We start from the raw sequence: 20,629 nt of genomic DNA, 5'->3' as shown, positions 1-20,629 counted from the left end.
GGAGGGAAACAGCACGTGGGCAGAAACGCCCGGAGATCCGGCGGTCCTGTCGCCGCGCTCTCCGCACTGACGGTCGCGATCACGACCGTCCTCGTAGGAACCGGCGGCGGCGACGCGGCCGCCCACCCGGCCGCCGGCACCGCGACGACGACCCCGTCGGCGACCGCCAGGACCGCCGCGGTCACCACCGAGATCACGCTCGCCGACCCGGTCTCCGGCACACCGCGCACCGAGCGGCCGCTCGTCGCCGGCCGCACCGGCTATCTGCACCGGCAGAGCGGGGTCGCCGGATTGCAGTGGACGGACTACGCCTCCGGCGCCACCGTCGTCGTGGAGACGGCCGACGGCGTCCACGCGCCGACCGCGCCCTGCGCCACCGTGACCTCCAGGTGCCGACCCGCCTGGTACGGCTCGGGCGCCGACCTGGTGGCCCTGCCGGCGGAGTCGTCCGGCACGTCCGTCACCCTGTGGAACCCGGTGACACGGGGGACGTCCACCGTCACCTCCGCCCAGCCCTACCGCGCACTCGCCGGGGAGACGGTCGTCACGGCCCGGACCCTCGTCGACTTCCCCGACGGCGAACGCCGTGAGCGCGCCTTCACCGGCGACCGGCTGACCGTCGAGGAGGAGGCTGTGGCGGCCGCCGACGCCCGGGGCGTGCTGGTCGCCCACAACAGCTCCCTCTACTACCTCGACATCGAGACGGCCACCGCCACCCTGGCGTTCACCTCGCTCACGACCGGGTTCCCGGTGCTGAGCGGCGACCGGTTCGGCTGGTACAACGGCTCCACCGGAGAGCTCAGGCTGAAGTCCCGCACCGACCCGGCCGCCGACCCTGTGACATTCACGGTGCCGTATCCGAGACGGTCGGACACCGCGCCGTTCCCGGCTCGGCCGGACAGCGCACCGGTCCTCACCGGCGACCGTCTGCTGCTGCCGGTCAAGACCTACGCGGGGACGAGCCGGCTGACGGCCGTGTCGCTCACCGACGGCTCCCAGCAGGACCTGCTCCCCACGGGTGACGGCTACCTGCTGCCCGCCGGCGGCGACGAAGCCCTGGTCAGCGGAGGCACCGGCGCCGGCGACTGGTGGACGCAGCGGGTGAGCCTCGCCGACGACGGCGCCCCGCGGCTGACGAAGCTCTTCCAGGTCCCGGCTCCCGAGTACGCCAAGACCGGCCTCGCCCTCAGCCGCGGCAGCCTGCGCGTCGCGGCGGACAGCCCGTCGACCACCGATCACGTCACCTCCCTGCGGACGCTGACGACGGACGGCCTCACGAAGCTGACTGCGTCGGCGGCCACGGCGGACAGGGAGGTCGAGGCCTCCTGCCCGTACCCCGGCGCCGGGTGCGCGATGCTCTGGGGCAACGCGGACGACGCGCCGGACGACGTCTACCTCACCAGCCGCACGTACGCCGAAGCGCCGCGGGACCGCGTGAACGCCACCCGGTCCGCGTCGGCGGAGTTCGGCACCTGGGGCGGTCGCATCGTCGACGTCTCCGACGACTACGTGATCTACGAATCAAGCGGTTCCGCTCCCGTCCAGTACGTCACGGAACTCAACCGGACGTTGCGCCTGAAGCGCACGGCTCGCGCCGCCGCCGTGAACGGTCCCACACTCTGGAGCGCCACCGGCGTCACCGGCCAGGTCACCTCCTACCACCTGGACGAGGAGAAGACCCTCGCCACGCTCGCCCTGCCCGGCGCGGGATGCGTCCCGACCGAGCTCCAGGCCGCGGGCCGCTGGCTGTACTGGGCGTGCGGCACGGCATCGGCCGGCGTGTACGACACCCGGGCCCGCACGGCTCTCCCCGTCACCCCGGGCGACGTGCTGCTGGGAGACGGCTACACCGTCCGCCACGACCACACGACGAACGAACTCGTCCTGACCGAGGCCGCCACCGGCGCCACCCGTGTGCTCGCCTCCCGGATCCCGGAGACCGGCCTGGACGCCGACCGCCGGTACCGGTGGACGGTGGACGAGTACACCGGCCTGGTCGCCTGGACCGACCTGCACGAGCGGGTCCACGTCTCCACCACCGGGGTGGCCCCGTCGCCGCCGGCCGTGTTCAAGTGGTCTCTGAACGGCCTCGCGCCCCTCGGCTCCGCCGACTACTGGGTCTCCAGCTGGCAGCTGTCCCGTCCGGTCACCTCCTGGACCCTCACCCTGACCTCGGTGCAGAGCGGCCCGGGCACAGTGGCCACCCGCACGCTCACCGGCGGCCCGGCCGCCTCGTTGGTCATGGCACGGTGGAACGGCCTCACCGCGAACGGCGTCCGCTTCCCCAACGGCCTCTTCCGCTGGTCCCTGGTCGTGACCGGCCTCGGCTCCTCCGCCGCCACCACGGTGAGCGGTGGAAGCGGCTCCATGCGCCAGGGCCTGCCGGTGCGTCAGGACTACGGCGTCACCGACGGCGTCGGCGACCTACACACCCTCGACGCCTCCGGCGGCCTGACCCTCCACACCGGCACGGGCGCCGGCGCGTTCTCCGCGTGGAGCACCAGCACGGGCTGGGCCAGAACGATCACGGCCGTGCCGGTCGGCGACCTGAGCGGCGACCGCTGCAACGACATGCTGGTCCGGTTGAGCACCGGCGCCCTGCGCCTCTACAAGCCGAGGTGCGACACGGCCCTGACGCCGTCCACGCCGTACACCACCCTCGGCGCGAGCGGCTGGAACCAGTACGACGTCCTGACCGCCCCCGGTGACGTCACGAAGGACGGCCGCCCCGACCTCATCGCCCGCAACACCGCCACCGGCGCGGTGTACCTCTACAAGGGCACGAGCACCGGCACCCTGTCTCCCCGCGTGCAGCTGTACCCGAACTGGAAGGCGTACAAGAGGATCGTCGGCGTCGGCGACCTCAACGGCGACGGCGTCGGCGACCTTCTGGCGCAGGACAAGGCGAACAACCTCTTCCGCTGGTTCGGCACCGGCAAGGGGACCTTCGGCGGTGCGGTGAAGCTGGCCGCCGGCTGGGGCGGGTCGTACAACGCGGTGGTCGGCGTCGGCGACATCAACCGCGACGGCCGCAACGACATCGTGGCCCGTGACACGGCCGGCAGCCTGTACCGCCACTACGGCGACGGCAAGGGCTCGTTCCTCCCCCGGACGCTGATCGCGAAGGGCTGGGGCGGCTACCGGGCTTTGCTGTGACGGTGGGTCCGAGCCGAAGAAGGTGAAAGAAGGCCGAGCGGAGGGGTCCTACGGGTCCCTCCGCTCTGGCGTGCGGGTGCTGTGGTCAGCTCGTTGTCGGGGAGGCCGAGGCCGACGCTCCCGGCTGGGCCGCCGAGTCTGTGCCGTCGTGGGTGGTGTCGGGGTCGACTGCCATGGTGATCGAGCCCCGCACCCCCTTGGCCATGCGCTTCTTGTCATACGTGAGCTTGAGCAGGCCGCCCGTGACGCCGCTCTGGTCGTAGATGGTGTCCTCGGTGAGGGTGGTCCGCTCGGTGGTGCTGGTCGAGTACGGCGCCACCGCGGCCGAGGCGAGGACGGACTGCTCGTCGAAGAAGAACTGGCCGGTGTGGCAGGCGTGGCCGCCCTCGTAGCCGGCGGCGGTCCACTTGCCGTCCACGTGCACCTTGGTGTGGATGTGCACGCAACGGCCCCGGTACCAACCGGGGAAGATCGTCCTGAAGGTCACCCGGCCCTGCCGGTCGGTCCGCCAGGTGCCGCGCAGGTACCGCTTGTCGTCGGTCGGCTCCTCGTGTCCGCCGCCCCCGCCGCCGGGGCCGCCGGTCGGCGCTCCGCTCGGGGGCGCTCCCGTGGGGGTGCCGGTGGGGGTGCCCGACGGTGGTTCGCCGGTGGGGGCGCCGCCCCCGCCGCCTCCTCCGCCTCCGGTGGACAGGCTCTCGTAGCCCGAGTAGAGGCCCAGCGCGTCGCAGTGCCATATGTCCACCGCCGCGTCGGGGACGGGCTTGCAGGTCTCGGCGTCGATGACCGTGAGGTCGAGGGTGAGCGGGATGCCCTCCCTGTCCTCGGTGATGTCCCGGCGGAGTTTGTCTGCGTCGATGTAGTACGGGCCCTCGGTGGTCTCCGAGGTGAGCTTGTAACAGGCCCTCGCGCCGGCCGAGGCCTTAGGTTCGGCCCCGGCGCCCTTCGCCCTGCCGGGTTCCCCGGCGAACGCGCCCGCCGCCAGCGCGCCGCCCGCACCGACCGCGACGACCGCCCCGGCGCCGGCGACGACGGCCTTGCGGCGCGTCAGATCCCTTTTGTGCCTGGGACCTTGCTTGTCGACCGTGCTGGGCTTGTCTTCCGTGTGTTCCGTGTTTCCCGTCATGAGCGAGGAAGCTAGAAGGCCGACCTGTCAGGAGCGTGGGGATGGGCTGTGCCGTTCCATGGATCTGTGCCGCCTCGGGGAGCCGCGCCGTCTCATGGGGTCAGCGGTCCACGGGCGCGGTGGCCGACGCCGGGCCCAGACCGGCGCGTGCCCGGCGCAGATGCTCCAGACCTTCCCTGGCCGTTTGTGTGACCTCCTCGTACTCCGCCGCCGTACGCGCGCTCGCCAGCAGCGCCCGGGACCGCCGGTGGCATTCCGCCGCGCTGGTCAGCGCCCGCGCCGCCCCCTCGTCCGCGCCCTCCCAGGTCCGCGGGTCGGGTGGGGTCATGCCCCCGCCCAGCCGGACGAGCCAGTGGTTCGCCTCCGCCTCGGCGTCCAGGCCGGACGGGCGACGGACCCGGCGGCCGCGTCGCCGGACGACGATCCCGGCGACCGCGCCCGCGATCAGCAGCACCGAGAGCGTGATCGTGAACCCCATGGCTGTGGCTTTCCTCCCTGCCCCGCCGGCCCGCGCCGGTCTCACCCTCCATGGAACGGCAGGCCGCTGTGGGCGTCCTCCGTGATTCCTGTGCGCCCCCGGTGAGAGGAAGGCGACCTTTGCCCGCCCATGCGAAAGGGACCTGGAACCGACGTCGGTTCCAGGTCCCTTTCCAGGTCAGCGCCTCGCGCTCAGGTCAGCGCCTCGCGCTCGCCGGCTGCGCCTTACTTCGGCTGCGGCTTGCGCACGCTCAGGTGCAGCTCACGCAGCCGCGCCTCCTCCAGCTCCGTCGGCGCGCCCATCATCAGGTCCTGGGCGTTGCCGTTGAGCGGGAAGGCGATCGTCTCGCGGATGTTGGGCTCGTCGGCCAGCAGCATCACGATGCGGTCGACGCCGGGGGCGATGCCACCGTGCGGCGGGGCGCCGAAGCGCAGCGCGCGCAGCATGCCGGCGAACTCGCGCTCGACGGTCTCCTCGTCGTAGCCGGCGATGCCGAACGCCTTGAGCATGATGTCCGGCTCGTGGTTCCGGATCGCGCCGGAGGACAGCTCGACGCCGTTGCAGACGATGTCGTACTGCCAGGCCAGGACGTCCAGCGGGTCCTGGTTCTCCAGTGCCTCCATGCCGCCCTGGGGCATGGAGAAGGGGTTGTGCGAGAAGTCGATCCGGCCGGTCTCCTCGTCCTTCTCGAACATCGGGAAGTCGACGATCCAGCAGAAGCGGAAGACGTTCTCCTCGAAGTGGCCGGAGCGCTTCGCGGCCTCGACGCGGACCGCGCCCATGATCTTGGAGACCTCGTCGAACTCGCCGGCGCCGAAGAACACGGCGTGCCCGGCGGCCAGCGACAGGCGCTTGGTCAGCTCGGCGACGTTCTCCTCGGTGAGGAACTTCGCGATCGGGCCGGACAGCGAACCGTCCTCGGCGACCCGCACCCACGCCAGGCCCTTCGCACCCTGCGAGACGGCGTAGTCGCCGAGCTGGTCGAAGAACTTGCGGGGCTGGTCCTGGACCGCGGGCACGGTCAGCGCGCGCACGTGCTTGCCGGCGAAGGCCTTGAACTCCGAGCCCTCGAAGACGTCGGTGATGTCCACCAGCTCCAGCTGCGCGCGCAGGTCCGGCTTGTCGGAGCCGTACTTCAGCATCGCCTCACGGAACGGGATCCGCGGGAAGGGGGAGGTGACCTCGCGGCCGTTGCCGAACTCCGTGAACAGCTCGGTCATCAGCTTCTCGATCGGCTGGAAGACGTCCTCCTGCTCGACGAAGCTCATCTCGACGTCGAGCTGGTAGAACTCGCCCGGCGAGCGGTCCGCGCGGGCGTCCTCGTCACGGAAGCAGGGCGCGATCTGGAAGTAGCGGTCGAAGCCGGAGATCATCAGCAGCTGCTTGAACTGCTGCGGGGCCTGCGGAAGGGCGTAGAACCGGCCCGGGTGCAGCCGGGAGGGGACCACGAAGTCACGCGCGCCCTCGGGGGAGGTCGCGGTGAGGATCGGGGTCGCCATCTCGTTGAAGCCGAGGGCCACCATCTTGTGGCGGATGGCGGAGATGACCGCCGTGCGCAGCATGATGTTGCGGTGCATGCGCTCGCGGCGCAGGTCCAGGAAGCGGTACTCCAGGCGCCGCTCCTCGTTGACGCCGTCCTCGGCGTTGATGGTGAAGGGGAGCGGCTGGGCGGCGCCGAGCAGCTCCACCTCGCCGACCTCGACCTCGACCTCACCGGTGGGCAGGTCGGGGTTGACGTTCTCCGCGCCACGGGAGACGACCTTGCCGTCGACGCGGACGGTCGACTCCTTGGTCAGCCGGTCGAGGGCGTCGTAGGCGGGCGTCCCGGGACGGGCCACCAGCTGCGTGATGCCGTAGTGATCGCGGAGATCGATGAAGAGGATGCCGCCCAGGTCGCGCCGATTGTGCAGCCAGCCACTCAGCCGGACGTCGGTGCCGACGTCAGAGGCGCGGAGCTCGCCGCAGGTGTGGGACCTGTACCGATGCATCGTCGTTCATCCAGTCTTAGCGGATCGGGGGCTGTGTCGCGATCTGTGCCGCGGTCACGTGTTTCACGTGAAACAACCCCCAGCGTACCGGGCAGCCCACGGTCGGCTCCCCTCCATTCCCCGCGGGGTGATCGATCGGTGAACAGTGGCACGCTTCGATCGCCTGTTCTTAAAGTAGGTCAATGCGCACTGGCGAGCCTCTGCCCGCCGTGGGAGAGGTCCTCGCCTCTCTCGCGACCGGCCTGTGGCACTGGAGCACGGCCACCGGGCTGGTCACCGTCGACGCCGAGGCGGCCAGGCTGCTCGGCCTGCCCGCCGAGGAGGCCGTCCTCACGGAGGCCCAGGCCCGGGCCCGGCTGCACCCCGTCGACTGGAACGAGATCACCGGCGTGGTCCAGCTCGCCGTCGCCGAGGGCACCCTCGCCGAGGTGCGGATCCGGATCATGGACGATCAGGGGCGGGTCGTCCGGGTGGCCCGCAGCCGTTCCAAGCCGTCGTTCGACCCCGAACTGCGGGCCTACGAGCTGATCGGCACCCTCCAGGAGGTCACCGAGCCCCGGCCCGGCACCCCCGCCGGACGCACCGCCGTCACCGGCGACTGGCGGCGCTCCCGGGAGGCGTTCCTGCTGGACGCGGGCCGTGCGCTCGCGGAGGCACGCTCCACGGAGGAGGTGCTGCGGGTCGCGGCGGCGCTGTCGATGCCGGGCTTCTCCCCGGACGGACTGGCGGTCTTCGGCGTCGAGGGCGACCGGCTGACGGTCATAGGGCACCACGGGCAGAAGGAGCGCGAAGAGGACCCGTTCACCCAGATGTCGCTCCAGACCGACTATCCGGCGGCGGAGGTGGTCCGCACCGGCCGGGCCGTGTATCTGTCCTCGCCCGGTCAGTACAAGGAGCGCTATCCGCTGACCTGGCCGCTGGCCTCGCACTTCGGCCGCCAGTCGTGGGCGTTCCTGCCGCTGACGGTGGCCGGCCGCACGATGGGCGCCTGGATGGCGGCGTTCACCTACCCGGTGGCGTTCACTCCCGACGAGCGGTCCGTGCTCACGACCGTGGCCCGGATGCTCGCCCAGGCCCTGACCCGGGCCGGCGCCGCCGAGACCCAGCGCGAGCTGACCGACGGGCTGCAGCGCTCCATGCTGCCCACGCTCGGCCCGGAGATCCCGGGCATGACCCTCGCCGCCCGCTACATCCCCACCGGCGGCGGCCTCCAGGTCGGCGGCGACTGGTACGACGTGATCCCGCTGCCGGGAGGCGCCTCCCGCACGGCGTCCGAGGGCGGCCGTTTCGCCCTGGTCATCGGCGACGTCCAGGGTCATGACGTGCGCGCCGCCGGCCTGATGGGACAGCTGCGCATAGCGCTGCGGGCCTACGCCTCCGAGGGCCACCGCCCCGACGCCGTCCTCTCCCGCGCCTCCCGCTTCTTCCACGGCCTCACCCACACAGGCGACGCCGACGCCCCCGCCGATCCCCGCTTCGCGACCTGCCTCTATGTGGAGGTCGACCCGGTGACCGGGATCCTGGAGACCGCCCGGGCCGGGCATCTCGACCCGGCGGTCCGGATGACCGACGGCACCGTGCTGGTCCGGGCCACGGCCGGCGGGCTGCCGCTGGGCATCGACCCGGACTCCGACTACCCCATCACCCGGCTCGCCCTGGAGCCCGGCGAGGCGCTGATGCTGTGCACCGACGGTCTGCTGGAGACCGGCGGACACGACCTCGACACCGGCTGGGGCCGGGTTCGCAAGACGCTGGAGGCGCACGAGGGCGACCTGGAGGAGCTGGCCGACGCGCTGGTCCAGGCCGTGCACGGCCCCTCGTCGCACCACACCACCGGCCCGCTGGCCGACCGCCGCGAGGACGACATCGCCGTCGTCCTCCTCTCCCGGCACGCCTCACCCGCGCGGCCGTCCGGGCGGCGGACCATGCTGACGGTCGCCCAGGCCGAGCCCGAGCGGGTCGCCGAGGCCAGGCAGCAGCTGCGCGAGCTGCTGCACGACTGGCCCTGCGCCGACCAGGTCGACTCGGCGGTCCTGCTGGTGTCCGAGACGCTGACCAACGTGCTCGTGCACACGGACGCCGACGCGCTGCTCGTCGCCGAGGTCACCGGTCCGCCCGGCGGACGCCGTATCCGCATCGAGGTCACCGACACCAGCGACGACCTGCCCCACAAGCGCAGCCCCGGCGAGCTGGCGTCCTCGGGCCGCGGCCTGATCCTCATCGAACTGCTCGCGAACGCGTGGGGGGTGTCCCCGCGCGGCCAGGGCAAGAGCATCTGGTTCGAGCTCTACGAGCCCTCCGCTGACGCGGTTCCCGGCGCTCCGGCCTCCGGGGGAGCGGTGTAGCGCTCCCGCAGTTCGTACATCACCCCGAACGCGGCGGCCGTCAGCGGCACGGCGAGCAGCATGCCGAGAATCCCGGCGACGGAGGCGCCCGCTGTGATCGTCAGCATGACCACCGCCGGGTGCATCTGCACGGTCCGGCTCTGGATCATCGGCTGGAGCACATGCCCCTCCAGCACCTGCACGGCGAGCACCACCCCGAGCGCCCACAGCGCGATGACGAACCCCCGGTCGGCGAGCGCCACCAGCACGGCGACCCCGCCGGAGAGGAAGGCGCCCAGATAGGGGATGTAGGCGCCGACGAAGACCAGCGCACCCAGCCCCGCCGCGCCGGGCACGCGCAGGACGAGCAGTCCGACAGTGATACAGACGGCGTCGATGAAGGCGATCAAGGTCGTCCCCCGCATGAACCCCTCGACGGCGCGGAAGGCCCGCCGCGCCATCGCCTCCACGGTGTCCGCGGTCCCGCGCGGTGCGACGGCCCGCAGACCGTCGACGGCGCGGTCGGAGTCGCGCAGGAAGAAGAAGACGAGCAGGAGCGCCAGCACCGCCATCGCGATGCTCTCGCCCACCACGCTCACCCCGCTGATCACCCCGGAGGCCGCGGTCCCGCCGAACTTGCGGAGCAGCTCCCGGGCGTTGGAGGCGACGTCGTCGAGCGAGGTGCCCGCCGCCCCGAAGTGCTGTGTCAGCCCCCGTGCCGCCTCCTTCAGCGAGGCGACGATCTCGTCCCCGCTCTCGATGAGCGCGGCGACGACGATGTAGACGGCCCCGCCGACCACCGCCACCACGGCCACGCACGTGACGGCGGCGGCCACCGACCGGTTCACCCGCGCCTTCACCATCCGCCGGTGGAAGGGCCCGAGCAGCGCGCTCCCCAGCAGCGCGAGCAGCACCGGCACGACGGCGGTGCGCAGCTCCGCGCACAGCCGGATCCCGACGTACCCGACGCCCGACACGAGCAGGACGACGGCACACCAGGCAGCGAGACGACGAACGGCTTCGGGCAGCAGACGCACCCCCTCAGCGCACCACGGCCCCGGTCCCCTGTCTCCCGGAGGCACCCCAGCCGGGTGACTGGGCGTCACCAACCGCAGAGTCGATACCTCGTTGCCCTAACGGGTGAACTTCCTTTCGGGCCATGCGGGGCGCATATGCGCCTGCCTAGCTTCCGTGGCTGGAGGTGATGCTCGATGTACGAGCACAACGACACGCCGCCGCACGAGCCGACGGCGCGGCAGGACGCGATCGACATCAACGACTTCGTGTTCGCGGCCACGGGGGCGCGGGTACGAAGGCTGACCACGCCGGAGGGGGAGCACTGGTTCGTGGCGGCTGACGTCGCCACGGATCTCGGCTACGCAAACACACGGCAAGCGCTCGGTTGGCACGTTGCAGCGGATTGCACCAAGCGGCTGGATGAGATTGCACAAGGCGTCTATGGAGTAGACACCTCACGCAAACTTGCAGCTCACAAGCTGCAGAAGTCGATGAAGATGGTGAACCTGAAAGGTCTCGTCGCCCTCGTCAACGGTTGCACGAAGCCGGAGTGCGGCCCCTTCAAGACCTGGGTCTCGGAGGTCGTCGCGACCATCCAGCGCGACGGTTCCTACACCCTGGAACCGGCTGCCGTGCAACCCGCCGCCACCGGCGGCACCGCCTACGTCATGCCGGACCAGGTCGCCGACGCCATCGTCCGGCTGGAGGAGCGGAACATCCGGGCGGACGAGATGATGCTGGCGTTCCAGGCCCGTCGACAAGGCCTCCTGGAGGAGCAGAACGACCTCCTGAGGGAGAACAACGGTTTCCGGCAGGAGAGCAACGGTCTCCTCCAGGAGATCAGCCACAGTCTGCGTGACATCGCCGACGCCCTCAGGAATCCCGCCGACGGTCCCCGGCCGGCCGCGGAGCCGAAGGTGACGGCGCAGGAGCTGCTCGCCGCCTGGAGGGCGAAGAACCTCGTCGTGACGGACGACGTCCACGCCGTGGCCGCCTACCTGGCGCCGGCCCTCGTCCGCGGTGAGGCTCGCTACCGGGTGGAGGACATCGTCAACCGGACGGGGCTGTCGCAGGACCGTGTCCACGACTGCCTGCGGATGCTGCTGAAGCGCGGGTGCGTGCGGCAGGCCGGGTGCGCTTCCGACGGGGCGCCGGTGTACGTCCTGCCGTAACCGGCCCCGGCGCAGCGAGCGGGCCCGAAGCCGCAAGAACACTTTGCGGCTTCGGGCCCGTTTCGTACCGTACCGGTTCCCGTGGGCCTACAGGCCCTTCTCCGTCATTCCGTGCACCGCCGGGATCGTTCCGAGCCGTCCCTTCTGGAAATCCTCGAACGCCTGCTGGAGTTCGTCACGGGTGTTCATGACGAACGGGCCGTAGTGGGCCATCGGCTCGCGGATCGGCCGGCCGCCGAGGAGGACGACCTCCAGGTCCGGCGTGTGGGAGTCCTGCCGTTCGTCCGCACGGACGGTCAGCGAGGAGCCGGCTCCGAAGACGGCGGTCTGGCCCAGGTGGATCGGCCGGCGCTCCGCGCCCACCGAACCCTTGCCGGCCAGGACGTACGCAAGGCCGTTGAAGTCCTCCCGCCACGGCAGGGTGATCTCCGCGCCCGGCGCCAGCGTCGCGTGGACCATGGAGATCGGCGTGTGCGTGATCCCGGGACCCGCGTGGCCGTCCAGCTCGCCCGCGATGACCCGCAGGAGCGCGCCACCGTCGGGCGAGGTGAGCAACTGGACGCTGCCGCCGCGGATGTCCTGGTAGCGCGGCGCCATCATCTTGTCCTTGGCCGGCAGGTTCACCCACAGCTGGAGACCGTGGAACAGACCGCCGGACATGACCAGCGACTCCGGCGGCGCCTCGATGTGGAGCAGGCCGGCCCCGGCCGTCATCCACTGGGTGTCGCCGTTGGTGATGGTGCCGCCGCCGCCCTGGCTGTCCTGGTGGTCGAAGACGCCGTCGATGATGTAGGTGACGGTCTCGAAGCCGCGGTGAGGGTGCCAGGGCGTCCCCTTGGGCTCGCCGGGCGCGTACTCCACCTCACCCATCTGATCCATCATGATGAACGGGTCGAGGTGGCGGTAGTTGATCCCCGCGAAGGCCCGGCGCACCGGGAAGCCCTCGCCCTCGTACCCGCTGGGCGCGGTGGTGACGGCGAGCACGGGACGGGCGACGGCGTCGGCCGGGGCGGCCACGCGGGGCAGCGTCAGCGGGTTCTCGACGGTCACGGCGGGCATGTCGGTACCTCCTTGGGCGACGTGCGGATCACTTTAGTTGAGCGTTGAACTTTCTGCCACCCAGAACGACGAGAGCCCGGAGGACATTCCCTCCGGGCTCCCACCGTCACAAGACGAGGAACGTCACAAGACGAGAAGATCGACTACCCGTACATCCGGCGCATCGCGAAGTCCACCATCTGCTCGACCGCCTTCGCGTCGAAGACCATCCGGTGCTCGCCCTCCATGTCGAGGACGAAGCCGTAGCCGGTGGGCAGCAGGTCGAGCACCTCGGAACCGGAGATCACGAAGTACTTGGACTCCTTGCCCGCGTAACGGCGCAGCTCCTTCAGCGTGGTGAACATCGGGATCACCGGCTGCTGGGTGTTGTGCAGGGCGAGGAACCCCGGGTTGTCGCCGCGCGGGCAGTAGACCTTCGAGGTCGCGAAGACCTGCTGGAAGTCCTCGGCGACCATCTGACCGGTGGTGAAGGCGCGTACCGCGTCCGCGAGCGAGGGCGGGGACGGCTCGGGGTACAGGGGCGGCTGCTGCCCGTAGCCGCCGGCCATGGGCTGCTGCGGCGGGGCGTACTGCTGCTGCGCGCCGCCCCCGTCCATGGGCTGGCCGTATCCATACATGAGCGCAAGCGTACCGAGCGCCGTCGCGGGGCGGGCCGGGACGGCGTTCCGGTCGGACGCGTCACACCTTCCCCGACGGGGTTGCGACTTATTACCGACGGGTAGCATCATCGGTAGCTACTTGTTGGTAAGCGAACTAGCGCGAGGAACCACAGTGCCTCGCCGATCTCTTCAACGGATCACGGGAGCCGTCGCCATGGGGCACTACAAGTCGAATCTCCGCGACATCGAGTTCAACCTCTTCGAAGTACTCGGACGCGACAAGGTGTACGGCACCGGTCCGTTCGGGGAGATGGACACCGAGACCGCCAAGAGCATCCTGGAGGAGCTGACCCGCCTCTCCGAGAACGAGCTGGCCGAGTCCTTCGTCGACGCCGACCGCAACCCGCCGGTCTTCGACCCGGAGACGAACACCGCGCCCGTCCCGGCGTCCTTCAAGAAGAGCTACAAGGCGTTCATGGACTCGGAGTACTGGCGCCTGGGCCTGCCCGAGGAGATCGGCGGCACCACCTCCCCCCGCTCCCTGATCTGGGCCTTCGCCGAGATGATCCTGGGCGCCAACCCGGCCGTCTGGATGTACTCCTCGGGCCCCGCGTTCGCCGGCATCCTCTTCGAGGAGGGCAACGAGGTCCAGAAGCACATCGCCAAAGTCGCCGTGGAGAAGCAGTGGGGCTCCACGATGGTCCTCACCGAGCCCGACGCCGGATCCGACGTCGGCGCCGGCCGCACAAAGGCGGTCCAGCAGGAGGACGGCTCCTGGCACATCGAGGGCGTGAAGCGCTTCATCACCTCCGGTGAGCACGACATGGAGGAGAACATCCTCCACTACGTCCTCGCCCGTCCCGAGGGCCACGGCCCCGGCACCAAGGGCCTGTCCCTCTTCCTCGTGCCGAAGTACCTCTTCGACTTCGAGACCGGCGAGCTGGGCGAGCGCAACGGCGTCTACGCGACGAACGTCGAGCACAAGATGGGCCTGAAGGCCTCCAACACCTGCGAGATGACCTTCGGCGACCGCCACCCCGCCAAGGGCTGGCTGATCGGCGACAAGCACGACGGCATCCGCCAGATGTTCCGCATCATCGAGTTCGCCCGCATGATGGTCGGCACGAAGGCGATCTCCACGCTGTCGACGGGCTACCTGAACGCGCTGGAGTACGCCAAGGAGCGCGTCCAGGGTCCCGACCTCGCGAACTTCATGGACAAGACCGCGCCCAAGGTCACCATCACCCACCACCCCGACGTGCGCCGCTCGCTGATGACGCAGAAGGCGTACGCGGAGGGCATGCGCGCGCTGGTGCTCTACACCGCCTCGATCCAGGACGAGATCCAGGTCAAGGAGGCCGCCGGCGAGGACGCCTCCGCGCTGGAGGCCCTCAACGACCTGCTCCTGCCGATCGTCAAGGGCTACGGCTCCGAGAAGGGCTACGAGCAGCTCGCCCAGTCGCTGCAGACCTTCGGCGGCTCCGGCTTCCTGCAGGAGTACCCGATCGAGCAGTACATCCGGGACGCCAAGATCGACACGCTGTACGAGGGCACGACGGCGATCCAGGGCCAGGACTTCTTCTTCCGGAAGATCGTCCGCAACCAGGGCGCGGCGCTGAACTCCCTCGCCGAGGACATCAAGAAGTTCCTGGCGCTCGGCACCGGCGGCGAGGACCTCTCGGCGGCCCGCGAGCACCTGGCGAAGGCGGCCGTCGAGCTGGAGGCCATCGTCGGCCTGATGCTCACCGACCTCGCGGCCACCGAGCAGGACGTCAAGAACATCTACAAGGTGGGCCTCAACACCACCCGCCTGCTGATGGCGTCCGGCGACGTCGTCGTCGGCTACCTGCTGCTCAAGGGCGCGGCTGTCGCCGCCGAGAAGCTGGAGACGGCCTCCGCAAAGGACAGGGCCTTCTACACCGGCAAGATCGCGGCGGCGAAGTTCTTCGCGGCGAACGTCCTGCCGGGCGTGACCCTGGCCCGCAAGGTCGCCGCCGGCGTCGAGCTCGACCTGATGGACCTGGACGAGGCGGCGTTCTAGGGCGTGTTTCGAAAGTAGCGTCGTCCGCCCGAAGGGCGGGCCCGGCGGCGTCTGGTGCGTGCGATCGCAAGGCGGAGGGTCGCCCCGATACTGAATGTATCGGGGTGATCCCGACAACGCGGCTGGGGGCACCCCCACGCCCTTCAGGCAGTGGGGGAGTGCGTGCCAGGCGTCGCCGGGCAGGCGGGACTTTCGAAACACGCCCTAGGACCCGCCGGAACCTGTCCGGACGCGGCGGGCGGGGCTCGCCGCGTCCGGTTCGGCACGCTTGCGCCGACTCACACACCGTCCTCACGAGGGCCTGCTCCCATCGCCGGGAGCGGGCCCTCGTCCGTCGTTAAGGTGAACCCCATGAGCGCACCCTCCCGCTTCGACCGCGGCCACACCGACGACCTGATGTCCTTCCTGACGGCCAGCCCGTCGCCGTACCACGCCGTGGCGAACGCCGCGGAACGGCTGGAGAAGGCCGGTTTCCGGCAGGTCGCCGAGACGGACGCGTGGGAGGGGGGCAGCGGCGGCAAGTACGTGCTGCGCGGGGGCGCGATCGTGGCCTGGTACGTCCCCGAGGGCGCCGCCCCGCACACCCCGTTCCGGATCATCGGCGCGCACACCGACTCCCCCAACCTGCGCGTCAAGCCGCTGCCCGACGCCGGCGCGCACGGCTGGCGCCAGGTGGCCGTGGAGATCTACGGCGGGCCGCTGCTCAACTCCTGGCTCGACCGCGACCTGGGCCTGTCCGGCCGGCTGACCCTGCGCGACGGCTCCACCCGGCTCGTCGACGTGAGCCGGCCGCTGCTGCGGGTGCCCCAGCTCGCCATCCATCTGGACCGTGCCGTCAACGACGGCCTCAAGCTCGACAAGCAGCGCCACCTCCAGCCGGTCTGGGGCCTCGGCGACGTCCGCGAGGGCGACCTGATCTCCTTCCTGGAGGAGGAGTCGGGGATTCCCGCGGGCGAGGTCACCGGCTGGGACCTGATGACCCACTCCGTGGAACCACCCGCCTACCTCGGCCGCGACGAGGAGCTCGTCGCCGGGCCCCGCATGGACAACCTGCTGTCCGTGCACGCCGGAACGGCCGCCCTGGCCGCCGTCGCGACCGGCGGCGCCGGCCTGCCGTTCATCCCGGTGCTCGCCGCCTTCGACCACGAGGAGAACGGCTCCCAGTCCGACACCGGCGCGGACGGCCCGCTGCTCGGCGGCGTGCTGGAGCGCTCGGTGTTCGCGCGCGGCGGGTCGTACGAGGACCGGGCGCGGGCCTTCGCCGGCACCGTCTGCCTCTCCTCCGACACCGGGCACGCGGTCCACCCCAACTACGCGGAGCGGCACGACCCGACGCACCACCCGCGCGTGAACGGCGGCCCGATCCTCAAGGTCAACGTCAACAACCGCTACGCCACGGACGGTTCGGGCCGGGCCGTGTTCGCCGCCGCCTGCGAGAAGGCCGGTGTGCCGTTCCAGTCGTTCGTCTCCAACAACTCCATGCCGTGCGGCACCACGATCGGCCCGATCACCGCCGCCCGGCACGGCATCCGCACCGTCGACATCGGCGTGGCCATCCTCTCCATGCACAGCGCACGGGAGTTGAGCGGCGCCGACGACCCGTACCTGCTGGCCAACGCGCTGACGGCGTTTCTGGAGGGCTGATCCCCCTCGGCCCGCCCCTAGGCCAAGGGTGAGCCCCCGCATGCAAGTTGCCTCCCGGGGTATCCGGAGTCAGGGACCGGAACGACCGGTACACCGGACAGGGAGGCGACACTCATGGGCCTCGGCGGGTGCATCATCCTCATCGCCGTGGGAGCCATCCTCACGTTCGCGACCGACTGGGACATGCAAGGGGTCAATCTCGACCTGGTCGGCATCATCTTGATGATCGTCGGCCTGATCGGCGTGACGACCTTCAGCAGCATCGCCCGGCGCCGCCGCGTGATGGTGCCCCCGGCCTCGACCACCGTGGTCGAGACGGACCGGCGCCGCGACGGATACAGCGACGGATACGGCGTGTGACCACCGCGGCGACGCCGCCCGGCCGGGGTCGGACGCTCGGCCCGTCGGGCTAGTGGCTGCGTCCCCCGGCGGCCGCCGGGGAAGCCGTACCGTCATGAGATTCCTCGTACGCGACCGGATCCTCGGCTTCGGTGACGACTACTGGATCGAGGACGACCGCGGCAACCAGGTCTACCTCGTCGACGGCAAGGCGCTCCGGGTGCGGGACACCTTCGAGCTGAAGGACACCCAGGGGCGGGTGCTGATCGACATCCGCCAGAAGATGTTCGCGCTGCGCGACACCATGGTGATCGAACGGGACGGCGAACCGCTGGCCACCATCCGCCGCAAGCGGCTGTCGCTGCTGCGCAACCACTACCGCGTGTCCCTGGCGGACGGAAGCACCGAACTCGACGTCAGCGGGAAGATCCTCGACCGGGAGTTCGCCGTCGAGTACGACGGGGAACTCCTCGCGGTCGTCTCCCGGCGCTGGCTCCACGTGCGCGACACGTACGGCGTGGACGTCGTACGGGACGACGCGGACCCGGCACTGCTGATCGCGGTGGCGGTGTGCGTGATCCACCTCGCGGAGAAGGAGCGGGAGGACTGAGCCCCTCCGCCCGCCGGAGATTCCCGGCGGGCGGCGCTGCGATGCGACGGCACGGTGCTCAGCGGCGCGGGGGCTCCAGTCAGCGGCGCGGGGGCTCCAGGCCGAGCACCCTGTCCTTCAGGGCCGGGAACTGCTCGCGCGTCGTCGCGGTCTTCGCCGGGTCGAAGTCGACCGTGAGGACCTCCTCGCCCTGACCGGCCTCGGCCAGCACCTCGCCCCACGGATCCACCACGATCGAGTGACCTGCCTGCGGAACTTCCGCGTGCGTCCCGGCCGTTCCACACGCGAGCACGAACGCCTGGTTCTCGACCGCCCGCGCCCGGGCCAGGAGCGTCCAGTGCGACCGGCGGCGCTCCGGCCAGCCCGCCGACACCACCAGGGTCTCGGCGCCCGCGTCGACGAGACCGCGGAAGAGTTCGGGGAAACGGAGGTCGTAACAGGTGGCGAGGCCCACGGTCGTCCGCGGCAGACGGACCGTCACCAGGTCCTGGCCCGCGCCCATCAGCACCGCCTCGCCCTTGTCGAAGCCGAAGCGGTGGATCTTGCGGTAGGAGGCGGCCAGATCGCCGGAGGGGGAGAAGACGAGGGAGGTGTTGTAGAGAGCGCCGTCGGCGGCGTCCCGCTCGGGGACCGAGCCCGCGTGCAGCCACACGCCCGCGTCGCTCGCGGCCTTGGCCATCGTCTCGAACGTCGGCCCGTGAAGCGGCTCGGCCTCGGCGGCGAACGCGTCGTAGGCGAACGCGCCGGTCGTCCACAGTTCCGGCAGCACCACCAGGTCCGCGCCGGCCTGCTCCCGTACGAGGGCGGCGGCCCGGACCCGCCGGGCTTGCACCGATTCGCCCTCTTCCACGGCGATCTGGATCAGAGAGGCGCGCACACTACCACCGTCCTGGCATTCGAGTCGTCCACACGGGCCTACGATCGTCACACGAAAGCACTGCCGGGGTGACTCCCAGCAGCGTAACTTGGGGGTCTCCCCCGGTTCGAGCCCAGCCGAGAACCGAGGAGCCCCCCAGACGACGCCGACAGCAGCCGACCGCCACCTCCCGCTGGCAACGCCGCCACCACCAGCCCGCCCGTGTACCGACCGCCGAGGGGTCCCGTTCCGTGAGTCTGCCTCCCACCCTCCAGCCCTACGCCGACGCCTGGACCCACTCCATCGAAGCGATATCCGAGCTGGTGCAGCCCCTGGCGGAGGCGGACTGGAACCGCCGGACGCCGTGCCCGGGCTGGTCGGTGCGCGACATCGTCTCGCACGTCATCGGCCTGGACTGCGAGATGTACGGCGACCCGCGGCCGATCCACTCCCTGCCCCGCGACCTCTTCCACGTGGCAACCGACCTCCAGCGCTACTACGAGGTCCAGGTCGACGTCCGCCGGCACCACACCGCGCCGGAGATGACGTCCGAGCTGGAGTACACGATCATCCGCCGCAACCGCCAGCTGCGCAACGAGTCGCGTGCCCCCGAGGCCACCGTGCGCGGCCCCCTCGGCACCGAGCTGACGCTGGAGCGGTCCATGCGCGACCACGCGTTCAACGTGTGGGTGCACGAGCAGGACCTGCGCGCCGCGCTCGGCCGTCCCGGCAACCTGGACTCCCCCGGCGCGCACATCGCGCGGGACGTGCTGCTGGGCGAGCTGCCCGCCGTCGTCGCCGAACGGGCCGACGCGCCGCGCAGTTCCGCCGTCGTCTTCGACGTGCACGGTCCGGTGGAGTTCCTGCGCACGATCCGCGTCGACATCCAGGGCCGCGGCACCCTGGAGACGGTCCCCGCGCTCGGACCGGCCGCCGCCTTCTCCCTCGACTGGGAGACGTACGTCCGCCTGGCCTGCGGCCGGGTGCCCCCGGAGGCGGTCGCCGACCGGGTGAAGGCGGAGGGCGATCCTGAGCTGACGGACGCGATCCTGCGGAACTTCGCCGTGACGAAGTAACACCGCGCCGCCGAGGAACGCGACGAGCCTGCCGGGCGCCGCCGCACAACGGGACGGGCCCGCCGTGAAGGTTCACGACGGGCCCGCTGCGTGCAAGGACGCCGGAGCGTCAGCCGAGGCGCGCGAAGCCGTAGTTGAGCAGCTTCGTCGCGTCCTGGGCGCGCACGGTCGCGTTCGTGGAGGCCAGCACCGTGCCCACGACCGTCTTGCCCTTGCGGGTCGCGGCGAAGACGAGGCAGTACTTCGCCTCCGGGCCGGAGCCCGTCTTCACGCCGATGGCGCCGCTGTAGCTGCTCAGCAGCGTGTTGGTGTTGACCCAGGGCGCCATGGTGCGCGTGGAGCCCGTCTTCGTGGTCGTCTTCGCCGTGTACGACTTGGTGCCGACGACCGTGCGGAACGTCGGGCTCTTGAGCGCGCTGCTCGCGAGCTTCGTCAGGTCCTTGGCCGTCGAGTAGTTGGCGCCGTTGCCGATGCCGTCGAACGAGTCGAACTTCGTGTTCGTCATGCCGAGCGCCTTGGCCTGGGCGTTCATCTTGCCGATGAACGACTTCACGCGGGCGGCGCGGGTCGTGCCGGTGCCGAACTTGTCGGCGAGCGCGTACGCGGCGTCACAACCGGACGGCAGCATCAGCCCGTACAGCAGCTGACGGACGGTGACCTTGTCGCCGACGATCAACCGGGCGGACGAGGCGCCCTTCGACACGATGTAGTCGCTGTAGGCCATCTGGATGGTGACCTTGGCGTCCAGGTTGAGGTTCGACTGCGCGAGCACGACCTTCGCGGTCATGATCTTCGTCGTCGACCCCGTGGACATCCGGGTGTTCATACCCTTGTTGTACAGGTCGGCGCCGTTGGCGTTGTTCATCACGTAGCCGGTCTTGGCGGCGATCGTGGGCGTCGCAACGGCTTGCGCGGGCGCCGCGAAGAGGGCACCGGAGGCGAGCATCGCGCCGGTCGTGACGGCGACGGCTCCGGCTCGGCGGGTCCTGATGCCCTTGGTGGCGGTTATCAACTGAAATACCCCGATTACGTCGAATGCCCCTGCGGTGCGGCCGGGTTGAAGGGGAGAAAGAAAAGGGGCCGCATGTGTGTGACACGTAAGTAGCACAGATGGTTGCGCCTTCGCTGCAACCGATTTCTCCGTCAC

General features: G+C 70.7%; 16 protein-coding genes. 8 read left to right on the top strand and 8 right to left on the bottom strand.

Annotated elements, in window-relative coordinates:
• Window positions 1–15 precede the first annotated feature (15 nt).
• On the top strand, window positions 16–3,156 hold the full coding sequence (locus ACFYXA_RS25690; RefSeq protein ID WP_389036780.1) for an FG-GAP repeat domain-containing protein: 3,141 nt from the start codon (window positions 16–18) through the stop codon (window positions 3,154–3,156).
• An 85-nt stretch (window positions 3,157–3,241) separates the two neighbouring features.
• On the opposite strand, the gene ACFYXA_RS25685 is transcribed toward ACFYXA_RS25690, so the two are convergent.
• From ACFYXA_RS25685 to aspS, 3 genes are all read right to left on the bottom strand, one after another.
• The gene (locus ACFYXA_RS25685) at window positions 3,242–4,279 is read right to left on the bottom strand and encodes an intradiol ring-cleavage dioxygenase (RefSeq protein WP_389036777.1); all 1,038 of its coding nucleotides are present in this window, start codon (window positions 4,277–4,279) and stop codon (window positions 3,242–3,244) included.
• Between the two features lie 100 nt (window positions 4,280–4,379).
• Entirely contained in the window at window positions 4,380–4,757 is a 378-nt protein-coding gene (locus tag ACFYXA_RS25680; protein WP_389036775.1) for a hypothetical protein, read from the bottom strand.
• 224 nt (window positions 4,758–4,981) lie between these two features.
• On the bottom strand, window positions 4,982–6,745 hold the full coding sequence (aspS, locus tag ACFYXA_RS25675) for an aspartate--tRNA ligase (protein ID WP_389036772.1): 1,764 nt from the start codon (window positions 6,743–6,745) through the stop codon (window positions 4,982–4,984).
• A 182-nt stretch (window positions 6,746–6,927) separates the two neighbouring features.
• Here aspS and ACFYXA_RS25670 point away from each other — a divergent pair, with 182 nt between their 5' ends.
• On the top strand, window positions 6,928–9,090 hold the full coding sequence (locus ACFYXA_RS25670) for a SpoIIE family protein phosphatase (RefSeq protein ID WP_389036769.1): 2,163 nt from the start codon (window positions 6,928–6,930) through the stop codon (window positions 9,088–9,090).
• On the opposite strand, the gene ACFYXA_RS25665 is transcribed toward ACFYXA_RS25670, so the two are convergent.
• The gene (locus ACFYXA_RS25665) at window positions 9,033–10,106 is read right to left on the bottom strand and encodes an AI-2E family transporter (RefSeq protein ID WP_352244612.1); all 1,074 of its coding nucleotides are present in this window, start codon (window positions 10,104–10,106) and stop codon (window positions 9,033–9,035) included. The genes ACFYXA_RS25670 and ACFYXA_RS25665 overlap by 58 nt on opposite strands.
• 174 nt (window positions 10,107–10,280) lie before the next feature.
• Here ACFYXA_RS25665 and ACFYXA_RS25660 point away from each other — a divergent pair, with 174 nt between their 5' ends.
• Window positions 10,281–11,258, top strand: a complete 978-nt coding sequence (locus tag ACFYXA_RS25660) for a Bro-N domain-containing protein (protein ID WP_352244611.1) — start codon at window positions 10,281–10,283, stop codon at window positions 11,256–11,258.
• An 87-nt stretch (window positions 11,259–11,345) separates the two neighbouring features.
• On the opposite strand, the gene ACFYXA_RS25655 is transcribed toward ACFYXA_RS25660, so the two are convergent.
• Window positions 11,346–12,317 (bottom strand): pirin family protein, encoded by a 972-nt coding sequence (locus tag ACFYXA_RS25655; protein ID WP_356687398.1) that lies wholly within the window; start codon window positions 12,315–12,317, stop codon window positions 11,346–11,348.
• A 143-nt stretch (window positions 12,318–12,460) separates the two neighbouring features.
• Window positions 12,461–12,934 (bottom strand): SseB family protein, encoded by a 474-nt coding sequence (locus ACFYXA_RS25650; protein WP_130439013.1) that lies wholly within the window; start codon window positions 12,932–12,934, stop codon window positions 12,461–12,463.
• Window positions 12,935–13,130: 196 nt separating this feature from the next.
• Here ACFYXA_RS25650 and ACFYXA_RS25645 point away from each other — a divergent pair, with 196 nt between their 5' ends.
• From ACFYXA_RS25645 to ACFYXA_RS25630, 4 genes are all read left to right on the top strand, one after another.
• Window positions 13,131–14,957, top strand: coding sequence for an acyl-CoA dehydrogenase (locus ACFYXA_RS25645; protein ID WP_352244609.1), 1,827 nt, complete (start codon window positions 13,131–13,133; stop codon window positions 14,955–14,957).
• A 351-nt stretch (window positions 14,958–15,308) separates the two neighbouring features.
• The gene (locus tag ACFYXA_RS25640; protein ID WP_352244608.1) at window positions 15,309–16,601 is read left to right on the top strand and encodes a M18 family aminopeptidase; all 1,293 of its coding nucleotides are present in this window, start codon (window positions 15,309–15,311) and stop codon (window positions 16,599–16,601) included.
• 114 nt (window positions 16,602–16,715) lie between these two features.
• Window positions 16,716–16,961, top strand: coding sequence for a DUF6458 family protein (locus tag ACFYXA_RS25635; protein WP_130439019.1), 246 nt, complete (start codon window positions 16,716–16,718; stop codon window positions 16,959–16,961).
• 94 nt (window positions 16,962–17,055) lie between these two features.
• Window positions 17,056–17,550, top strand: coding sequence for an LURP-one-related family protein (locus ACFYXA_RS25630; RefSeq protein ID WP_352244606.1), 495 nt, complete (start codon window positions 17,056–17,058; stop codon window positions 17,548–17,550).
• Window positions 17,551–17,629: 79 nt separating this feature from the next.
• On the opposite strand, the gene ACFYXA_RS25625 is transcribed toward ACFYXA_RS25630, so the two are convergent.
• Complete coding sequence (locus ACFYXA_RS25625) at window positions 17,630–18,427, bottom strand: carbon-nitrogen family hydrolase (protein ID WP_352244605.1); 798 nt, start codon at window positions 18,425–18,427, stop codon at window positions 17,630–17,632.
• 230 nt (window positions 18,428–18,657) lie between these two features.
• Between ACFYXA_RS25625 and ACFYXA_RS25620 the strand changes: the two genes are divergently transcribed.
• Complete coding sequence (locus ACFYXA_RS25620) at window positions 18,658–19,482, top strand: maleylpyruvate isomerase family mycothiol-dependent enzyme (protein ID WP_389036760.1); 825 nt, start codon at window positions 18,658–18,660, stop codon at window positions 19,480–19,482.
• A 109-nt stretch (window positions 19,483–19,591) separates the two neighbouring features.
• Here the strand turns inward: ACFYXA_RS25620 and ACFYXA_RS25615 are convergent, their stop codons facing one another.
• The gene (locus tag ACFYXA_RS25615) at window positions 19,592–20,494 is read right to left on the bottom strand and encodes a D-alanyl-D-alanine carboxypeptidase family protein (RefSeq protein ID WP_389036757.1); all 903 of its coding nucleotides are present in this window, start codon (window positions 20,492–20,494) and stop codon (window positions 19,592–19,594) included.
• Between the last annotated feature and the right edge of the window lie 135 nt (window positions 20,495–20,629).

The sequence above is a fragment of the Streptomyces sp. NPDC002566 genome (assembly GCF_042889585.1).
Classification (GTDB): domain Bacteria; phylum Actinomycetota; class Actinomycetes; order Streptomycetales; family Streptomycetaceae; genus Streptomyces.
Note: the sequence above shows the minus strand (reverse complement) of the source record. Positions and strands in the feature narration are given on the sequence as shown.